Here is a 290-nt window from a genome sequence, read left to right on the forward strand (position 1 = left end):
TTTTATAACGTTTAAATTTATGTAATTCGGTTATGATGTTGAAGATACATAAGCAGGGAATTTCAAAAACATAGCGAATATTTCATGGTACAACTACATATTTTTTTGATTTAAAGTGGTTTCGTTTGACCTTTATTGACCATAATTGTATTATAAGACTAAGAAAGCTTTATAAGGAGGAAATAACAGATGAATTTAATTCCTACAGTAATTGAACAAACAAATCGTGGAGAACGCGCTTACGATATTTACTCTCGACTATTAAAAGACCGCATCATTATGCTTGGTAG

The 290-nt window shown here is 30.0% G+C and carries 1 pseudogene; it reads left to right on the plus strand.

The window, feature by feature from the left end:
• Window positions 1–189: 189 nt before the first annotated feature.
• A pseudogene (locus tag FOT98_RS31910) lies at window positions 190–290 on the plus strand (ATP-dependent Clp protease proteolytic subunit); the annotation flags it as partial.

The sequence above is a fragment of the Bacillus sp. HY001 genome, assembly GCF_007558965.1.
In the GTDB taxonomy this organism is placed as follows: Bacteria; Bacillota; Bacilli; order Bacillales; family Bacillaceae_G; genus Bacillus_A; species Bacillus_A mobilis.